Annotated in this window: 4 protein-coding genes; all 4 read left to right on the top strand. The window is 65.4% G+C overall.

The window, feature by feature from the left end:
• Positions 1–990, top strand: a 990-nt coding sequence (gene serS / locus VGG47_RS11880; protein WP_331538774.1) for a serine--tRNA ligase, incomplete at its 5' end; no start/stop codon positions are given.
• A gap of 263 nt (positions 991–1253) precedes the next feature.
• Positions 1254–2501, top strand: a complete 1248-nt coding sequence (locus VGG47_RS11875) for an efflux RND transporter periplasmic adaptor subunit (protein WP_331538772.1) — start codon at positions 1254–1256, stop codon at positions 2499–2501.
• Positions 2498–5587 (top strand): efflux RND transporter permease subunit, encoded by a 3090-nt coding sequence (locus VGG47_RS11870; protein WP_331538770.1) that lies wholly within the window; start codon positions 2498–2500, stop codon positions 5585–5587. Before VGG47_RS11875 ends, VGG47_RS11870 begins: the two co-directional genes overlap by 4 nt.
• Positions 5584–8880, top strand: a complete 3297-nt coding sequence (locus tag VGG47_RS11865; RefSeq protein WP_331538768.1) for an efflux RND transporter permease subunit — start codon at positions 5584–5586, stop codon at positions 8878–8880. The genes VGG47_RS11870 and VGG47_RS11865 overlap by 4 nt, the downstream gene beginning before the upstream one ends.
• Positions 8881–8900 lie beyond the last annotated feature (20 nt).

The raw sequence follows: 8900 nt of genomic DNA, 5'->3' as shown, positions 1-8900 counted from the left end.
GATATCAAGGCGGCGCTGGAATCCCTCCCCAATCTCCTGGCGGATGACGTGCCCGAGGGCGCGGACGAGACCGCCAACCTTCAGCTCAAGGTTTGGGGTGAGGTGCCGCGCTTCGATTTTGCGCCGCGCCAGCATTTCGAGCTCGGCGAAGCGCTGGGGCTGATGGATTTTTCCGCCGCGGCGAAACTTGCGGGCTCGCGCTTCACGGTGCTGCGCGGCGGCCTGGCGCGGCTGGAGCGGGCGCTGGGGCAGTTCATGCTTGACCTGCACGTGACCGAGCATGCCTATACCGAGACGATGGTGCCGCTGCTGGTGAACGACGCGGCTGCCTTCGGCACCGGCCAGCTGCCGAAATTCCGTGAGGATTTGTTTCAAACCACCGACGGGCGCTGGCTGATCCCGACCGCCGAAGTGTCGCTGACCAACCTCGCCGCGGCTGAGATTCTCCCCTGCGCGGCGCTGCCGCTGCGCCTGACGGCGCTGACACCCTGCTTCCGCTCAGAAGCCGGCTCCGCCGGGCGCGACGTGCGCGGCATGCTGCGCCAGCACCAGTTCACCAAGGTCGAGATGGTCAGCATCGTGCACCCGGAGGCGAGCGAGGCGGAGCATGAGCGCATGACCGCGTGCGCCGAGACCGTGCTGGAGCGGCTCGAACTCCCCTATCGCCGCATGCTGCTCTGCGCCGGCGATACCGGCTTCTCGGCGGCAAAAACCTACGACCTGGAAGTCTGGCTGCCGGGCCAGGGAATGTACCGGGAAATTTCCTCCTGCTCGAACACCCGTGCCTTCCAGGCGCGCCGGATGAATGCGCGTTACCGCGAGGCCGACGGCAAGACGCTGGGCTTCGTGCACACGCTCAACGGCTCCGGCGTGGCGGTCGGCAGGGCGCTGATCGCGGTGCTGGAAAATCATCAGAATGAGGACGGCTCGGTGACGATTCCGGCGGTGCTGCGGCCTTATATGGGCGGTCTGGAGCGGCTCGCCGCCTGAAGGCAAGAGAAGACTTCTTTTTGTGAACAAAAAGAAGCAAAAAAACTTTATTAATGCTGGGTCATGGGCTGTGTCTCTGACACCGCCCATGACCCAGCGAAGTCAAAAGTTTTTGCGGCGCTTTTTTCAAAAAGCGCCTGCTTTCCTTATCCCCGCACGGGCCACGCCGCGTTACCATTTGTTATGCACCGGTACGCAGGGGCATGGGACAACCCTTTTGTAACTGAGCTATAGACGGCGCAAGTCTTGTGAAGGGGTTTTGCGTGGTTGATCCGGTCGAGCAGCGTGGCAAGGGCAAGACGCGCTGGGTTTTTGCGGGGATCGTGGTCCTGCTGGTTGCTTTTGTCTGGTACCGGCATTCCGGCTCCGGCAATCGTCACGGCATGGTGGCGCCGCAGGCGGTGGGGGTCGCGAAGGTGGTGTCCGGCTCGATGCCGGAGGTGCTGGACGAGCTCGGCACCGTCACGCCGGTCGCCACCGTCACCGTGGTGCCGCAGCTCAGCGGCTATCTCACGCAGGTCGCCTTCACCCAGGGCGAAGACGTCACCAAGGGACAGTTCCTGGCGGAGATCGACCCGCGGCCCTATCAGATCCAGCTTGAACAATTTCAGGCGACGCTGGCCAAGGACACCGCCGCACTGGCCCAGGCCCGCTCGGACCTGGCGCGTTACGAGCTGCTGGCGCGGCAGCAATCGATCGCCGAGCAGCAGGTGAGCGACCAGCAATTCCTGGTCGCTCAGGACATCGCGGCGATCCAGGTCGATCAGTCGAACATCGACACCGCCAAGCTCGACCTCATTTATTGCCATATCACCTCGCCGGTGGCCGGGCGGATCGGGCTGCGCCTGGTCGATCCTGGTAACTACGTGACCGCCGCGAGTGCGACCGGCATTGGCGTGGTCACCACCATCGCGCCCACCACCGTGATCTTTTCCGTGGCGCAGAACGATCTGGCGCCGGTGCTGGTGCGGCTGGGGCAGGGGGCGACCTTGCAGGCCACCGCCTATTCCAGCGATGACACGACCGAGCTGGAACAGGGCACGCTCTCGGCCGTGGATAACCAGATGAACACCAGCACCGGCATGGTGAAGCTGCGCGCCGATTTCGCCAACACTGACAAGCAGCTGTTCCCGAATGAATTCGTCAACGTGCATCTGCTGGTGAATACGCTCACCAACGCCACGCTGGTGCCCAACCCCGCGATACAGACCGGCTCGCCCGGCACGTATGTGTATGTGGTGAATGCCGACAACACGGTCAGTGCGCAGGCGGTGACCACCGGCCCCAGCGACGGCACCAATACGGTGATCACCAAGGGGCTGACGCCGGGCCAGACCGTGGTGGTGGATGGCGTGGATCGGCTCAGCGCCGGGGCCAAGGTCATGGTCATCGCCGCATCAGGCGCCGCCGCAACGCCTGCGGATCCGCCGCCCGAGCAGCACGGCCATCGTCATCACCGCCCAGCGAACGGCCCGTCAGGCACGGCCACCCCGGCCCCCGCGCAGCCGTGAATCCCTCCCGCCTTTTTATCCTGCGGCCGGTGGCGACATCGCTGCTGATGATCGCCATCGTGCTGGCGGGGCTGGTCGCGTTCAAGTTCCTGCCGGTTTCGGCGCTGCCGGACGTCACCTACCCGACGATCCAGGTGCAGACATTCTATCCCGGCGCCTCGCCGCAGGTGATGACCAACACGGTCACGGCGCCGCTGGAGCGCCAGCTCGGCGAGATGGCGGGGCTGAACCAGATGTACTCGCAGAGTTCCGCGGGCGCCTCGGTGATCACGCTGCAGTTCGACCTGTCGCTCAGCCTCGACGTCGCCGAGCAGGAGGTGCAGGCGGCGATCAACGCGGCCGGCAACCTGCTGCCGGCGGACCTGCCGGCGCCGCCGATCTATGCCAAGGTGAACCCGGCCGACGCGCCGATCATGACGCTGGCGGTCACCTCGAAGACCATGAACCTCACCGATCTCGAGAACCTGGCGAATTCTCGCCTGGCCTCGAAAATCTCCGAGGTTCCCGGCGTCGGCCTGGTCAGCATCGGCGGCGGCCACGTCCCGGCGATCCGCGTCGAGGTGAACCCGCTGGCGCTCGCCAGCTACGGGCTCAGCATCGACAATATCCGCACGCAGATCACGAACCTCACCCTCGACTCGCCGAAGGGCAGCTTCTCCGGCCCGGCGCAGAGCTATGCGATCAACGCCAACGACCAGGTCACGCAGGCCTCGCAATACGCCTCGCTGATCGTCGCCTATAATAACGGCACGCCGGTCTATCTCGGCGAGGTGGCGAAAATCATCTCCGCCCCTGAGAATGCCGAGCTGGGCGCCTGGGCGAACCGCGTGCCCGCGATCATCCTCAACGTGCAGCGCCAGCCGAACGCCAACGTCATCGCCACCGTGAATGCGATCAAGCGCGAGCTGCCGATGCTCACCAACGGCCTGCCGGCTTCGATGCAGGTGAGCGTGATGAGCGACGGCACCACCTCGATCCGCGCCTCCGTCGACGATGCCGAATTCGAGCTGAGCCTCAGCATCCTGCTCGTCGTTGCCGTGATCTTCGTGTTCCTGCGCAATTTCCGCGCCACCATCATTCCCAGCATCTCGGTGCCGGTCTCGCTGATCGGCACGCTGGGGGTGATGTATCTGTGCGGCTTCTCGATCGACAATCTGTCGCTGATGGCGCTGACCGTGGCGACCGGCTTCGTGGTGGACGATTCCATCGTGATGATCGAGAACATCGCGCGCTATCTGGAGATGGGCGACACGCCGCTGGAAGCCGCACTGAAGGGCGCCGGGCAGATCGGTTTCACCATCATCTCGCTCACCGTCTCGCTGCTCGCGGTGCTGATCCCGCTGCTGTTCATGGGCGATGTGGTCGGGCGGCTGTTCTCGGAGTTCGCGATCACGCTGGCGGTAACGATCGTGATCTCCGCCATCGTTTCGCTCACGCTGGTGCCGATGCTGTGCGCGCGGTTGCTGCGCGAGCAAGGCAGCGCGCGGCCGAGCCGGTTCGAGGCCTGGAACGAGCGCAATTTCAACCGGCTGATCGCCGGCTATGGGCGCGCTCTCACCTGGGTGCTGGCGCATGCGCAGGCGACGCTGCTGGTCGCCGTCGGCACGTTGGTGCTGACCGTGCTGCTCTATGTGTTCATCCCGAAAGGCTTCTTTCCGGTGCAGGACACCGGCCAGATCGAGGGCTTCTCCCAGGCCGCGCAGAGCACCTCCTACGCGGCGATGGCCGAGCATCAGCAGGCGTTGGGCGACGTGATCCTGAAGGACCCGGCGGTGCTTAGCCTGACCTCCTATATCGGCGTGGACGGCACCAATACGACGCTGAACCAGGGGCGTTTCCTGATCAACCTGAAGCCGAAGGGCGAGCGGCCCTCCGCCAACGCGGTGATCCGCCGGCTGAACCGGGAACTGGCAAGCGTGCCCGGCGTGCACCTGTATATGCAGCCGGTGCAGAGCCTGACGCTGAACACCACCGTCTCGCCGACACAGTACCAGTTCGTGCTCGAAGACCTCAATTCGAGTGAATTTACGACCTATGTGCCGCGGCTGATGGCCAAGCTGCAGGCCTTGCCGCAGCTCACCGATGTGGCGAGCGAGCTGGAGGCGAACGGGAACAGCGTCTATATCGACATCAACCGGACCAATGCCTCGCGCTTCGGCGTCACCGCCGCGACCGTCGACAACGCGCTGTACGACGCGTTCGGCCAGCGCATCATCACGACGATTTTCACGCAGACCAACCAGTACCGCGTGATCATGACCGTCGACCCGCGGCAGATGACCAGCATCGCTTCGCTGGGCGCGATCTATCTGCCATCCTCGTCGGCCGCCGGCGGGCAGGTGCCGCTTTCGGCCATCGCCAGCTTCGAAACCCAGCCCGAGCCGCTGATGATCGAGCATCTGGGCCAGTTCCCGGCCACCACGATCTCCTTCAACCTGGCCCAGGGCGCCTCGCTCGGCGGCGCGGTCGACGCCATCCAGAAGGCCGAGAAGGAGCTGAATTTCCCGGCCTCGCTGACGACCAGCTTCCAGGGTGCGGCGCTCGCCTTCCAGAGCTCGCTCTCTAACGAGGTGTTTTTACTGCTGGCGGCGGTGGTCGCCGTCTATATTGTGCTCGGCGTGCTGTATGAGAGCTTCATCCATCCGGTGACGATTCTCTCGACCCTGCCGTCAGCGGGCATCGGCGCGCTGATTTTTCTCTGGCTCGCCGGCGACGGGTTGGACGTGATCGGCATCATCGGCATCGTGCTGCTGATCGGCATCGTGAAAAAGAACGCGATCATGATGATCGATTTCGCGCTGCATGCCGAACGCGTCGAGGGCAAGTCGCCGCGTGATGCGATCTATGAAGCCTCGCTGCTGCGCTTCCGGCCGATCCTGATGACCACCATGTCGGCGATGCTGGCGGGCGTGCCGCTGATGCTGGGCACCGGGATGGGCTCGGAGCTGCGCCAGCCGCTGGGCCTGGCCATCGTCGGCGGCCTGGCGGTGAGCCAGGTACTCACGCTGTTCACCACGCCGGTGATCTACCTGGCCTTTGACGACCTGGCGCGGCGCGTGCGCCGGCGCAGGGCGGCGCACACATGAATCTTTCGGCGCTCTTCATCCGGCGCCCGGTCGCCACCACGCTGCTGACGCTGGGCATCGCGCTGTCGGGGCTGCTGGCTTATTTCAAGCTGCCGGTGGCGCCGCTGCCGCAGGTCGCTTTTCCGACCATCATGGTGCAGGCCACCATGGCCGGCGCCAGCCCGGCGACGATGGCGGCGACCGTGGCCGAGCCACTCGAGCGCCATCTCGGCACCATCGCCGATGTCACCGAGCTGACCTCGCAATCGGGCATTGGCACCACCCGCATCGTCGTGCAGTTCGGCCTCAGCCGCGACATCAACGGTGCGGCGCGCGATGTCGAGGCGGCGATCAACGCGGCGCGGGCGGATCTGCCGACGACGCTGCGCTCCAACCCGACCTACGAGAAAGTGAATCCGGCGGACGCGCCGATCATGGTGCTGGCGTTGACCTCCGCCACCCTGACGCCGGGGCAGCTCTACGACGCCGCGGACACCGTGCTGGAACAGCAATTTTCGCAGGTCACCGGCGTTGGCGAGGTGGAGCTGGGCGGTGCGGCGCTGCCCGCGGTGCGGGTGGATCTGCAGCCCGGCGCGCTGAACAAATACGGTATCGGGCTGGAGGATGTGCGCGCTGCCCTGGCCGCGGCGAATGCCAACGCGCCAAAAGGCTATTTCGACGTCGGCCCGCAGCGCTACCAGCTCTACACCAACGACCAGGCCACCCAGGCGGCGCAATACCGCGACCTGGTGATCGCCTATCGCGACGGCCAGGCGGTGCGGCTCTCCGATGTCGCGACCGTCACCGACTCGGTCGAGAACCTCGACAATGCCGGCTTCTATAACGGCAAGCGGGCGGTGCTGGTGATCGTCCATCCCACCCCCGGCGCCAACGTGATTCAGACGGTAGACCAGATCAAGGCGATGCTGCCGCGTTTGCGCGCGGCGCTGCCGCCGTCGATCCAGATCGGCATCGCGATGGACCGCTCGGTGTCCATTCGCGGCGCGCTCAGCGATACCGAGAATACCTTGTTCATCGCCGTGCTGCTGGTGGTGGGCGTGGTGTTCGCGTTCCTGCGCTCACCGCGGGCGACGCTGATCCCGGGACTCGTGGTGCCGATCTCGATCATCGGCACGTTCGGGCCGATGTATCTGCTGGGCTTTTCGCTCGACAACCTGTCGCTGATGGCGCTGACCATTGCCATCGGGTTCGTCGTCGACGATGCGGTGGTGGTGGTGGAGAACACCATGCGCCATATCGAGGCCGGGGTGGAACCGCTTGAGGCTTCCCTGCGCGGCGGCGCCGAGGTCAGCTTCACCGTGCTGTCGATGAGCCTGTCGCTGATCGCGGTGTTCATCCCGATTCTGCTGATGCCGGGCATCATCGGCCGGCTGTTCCAGGAATTCGCCGAGACGCTGTCGATCACCATCCTGATCTCGCTGCTCGTCTCGCTGACCACCACACCGATGCTCTGCGCCATGCTGTTGCGCCCGGAGCACGCGAAGGCCGGCCGGCCGAACCCGATCCTGCAACGGCTGGAGGACTGGTTCAATGGGATGCTGCGCTTCTATGAGCGCACGCTGCGCTGGGCGCTGGCGCATGCGCGGCTGGTCGGCATCGGGTTCCTGCTCACCATCGTCCTCAACGTGGTGCTGTTCGTGGTCGTGCCGAAAGGCTTTTTCCCCGAACAGGATAACGGGCTGATCATCGGCACGGTCCAGGCCGACCAGGGCATCTCCTTCGATCTGATGAAGCAGAAGGTGATGCAGCTGCAGACCATCGTGCAGCATGATCCCGCGGTGGCCTCGGTGGCGAGCTATACCGGCGGGCGCGCCACCAATAACGGCTTCCTGTTCATCACGCTGAAGCCGCTGGCCGAGCGCCGGGTGAGTGCCACCGCCATCGTCGCGCGGCTGCGCCGGCCACTGTCGCGCATTCCCGGGGCGCAGACCTTCCTGGTCCCGGCGCAGGATCTGCGGGTCGGCGGCCGGCAGAGCAACGCGGAATATCAGTACACGCTGCAAAGCGACGATCCGGATGCGCTCAACACCTGGGTACCGAAACTCGTCGCCGCGCTGAAGACGCAGCACACGCTCGCCGACGTCAATTCCGATCTGCAGAATGGCGGGCTGGAGACCAATGTGGTGATCAACCGCGCCCAGGCCTCGCGGCTGGGGATCACCCCGAGCGAGATCGACAACACGCTCTATGACGCGTTCGGCCAGCGTACCGTCTCCACCATCTATAACGAGCTGAACCAGTACGAGGTGGTGATGGAGCTGGCGCAGCAGTACCAGCAGTCGCCAGTGGATCTGAACCGCATCTATGTCAGCACCTCGGGCGGCAGTGCCAGCGGCACCTCGCAGACCAACGCGCCGGCGGGCACCGTGGTGATCGGCACCCCCACCGCCAGCGCCACCACCAACGAGATGGCGGTGGCGCTGGATTCCGCGACCAACCAGGCGATCAACGAGATCGCCTCCGGCGGCAAGTCCAGCGCCTCGAGCGGCACGGCGGTGAGCACCAACAGCGAGACCATGGTGCCGCTCGCCGCCATCGCCTCCTATCAGCGTGGCACCACGCCGATCTCGGTTAACCATCAAAGCGGGCGCGTCGCCGCGACCATCTCGTTCAACCTGCCGGCCGGGGTCGCGCTCGGCACCGCGGCGGCGACGATCCAACGCACCATGAGCGATCTCGACGTGCCGCTGACCATCACCGGCAGCTTCGCCGGCACTGCGCAGGCGTTCCAGTCCTCGCAGAACACCGAGCCGCTGCTGATCCTGGCGGCGCTCGCGGCGGTGTATATCGTGCTCGGCATTCTCTACGAGAACACCTTCCATCCGCTGACCATTCTCTCCACCATCCCTTCCGCCGGGGTGGGGGCCACGCTGTTCCTGCTGATGCTGAACACGCCGCTCACCATCATCGCCCTGATCGGCGTGATCCTGCTGATCGGCATCGTCAAAAAGAACGCGATCCTGATGATCGATTTCGCCTTGCAGCTGCAGCGCGCCGAGGGTGTGGCCCCGGAGGAGGCGATTTTTCGCGCCGCCCTGCTGCGCTTCCGGCCGATCATGATGACCACCTTCGCGGCCATGTTCGGCGCCTTGCCGCTGGCCATCGGCATCGGCCAGGGAGCGGCGCTGCGTCAGCCGCTGGGCCTCACCATCATCGGCGGACTCTTCGTCAGCCAGGCGCTCACCCTCTACACCACGCCGGTGCTCTATCTGTGGCTGGAGCGGCTGGCGGTGCGCTTGCGCGGGCGCGACACCGCGGCGCCGCGCGCCGGCGGCATCGTGGAAGTGCGTTGATGCCGGCGTTTATTTTTGCC

Source organism: Acidocella sp. (genome assembly GCF_036489515.1).
GTDB lineage: Bacteria > Pseudomonadota > Alphaproteobacteria > Acetobacterales > Acetobacteraceae > Acidocella.
The sequence above is the reverse complement of the archived record's forward strand: the minus strand, read 5'-3'. Positions and strand labels throughout refer to the sequence as shown.

Excerpts from the sequence above, each read along its gene's own strand:
- VGG47_RS11865 (WP_331538768.1), top strand. The coding sequence starts at position 5,584 with ATGAATCTTTCGGCGCTCTTCATCCGGCGCCCGGTCGCCACCACGCTG.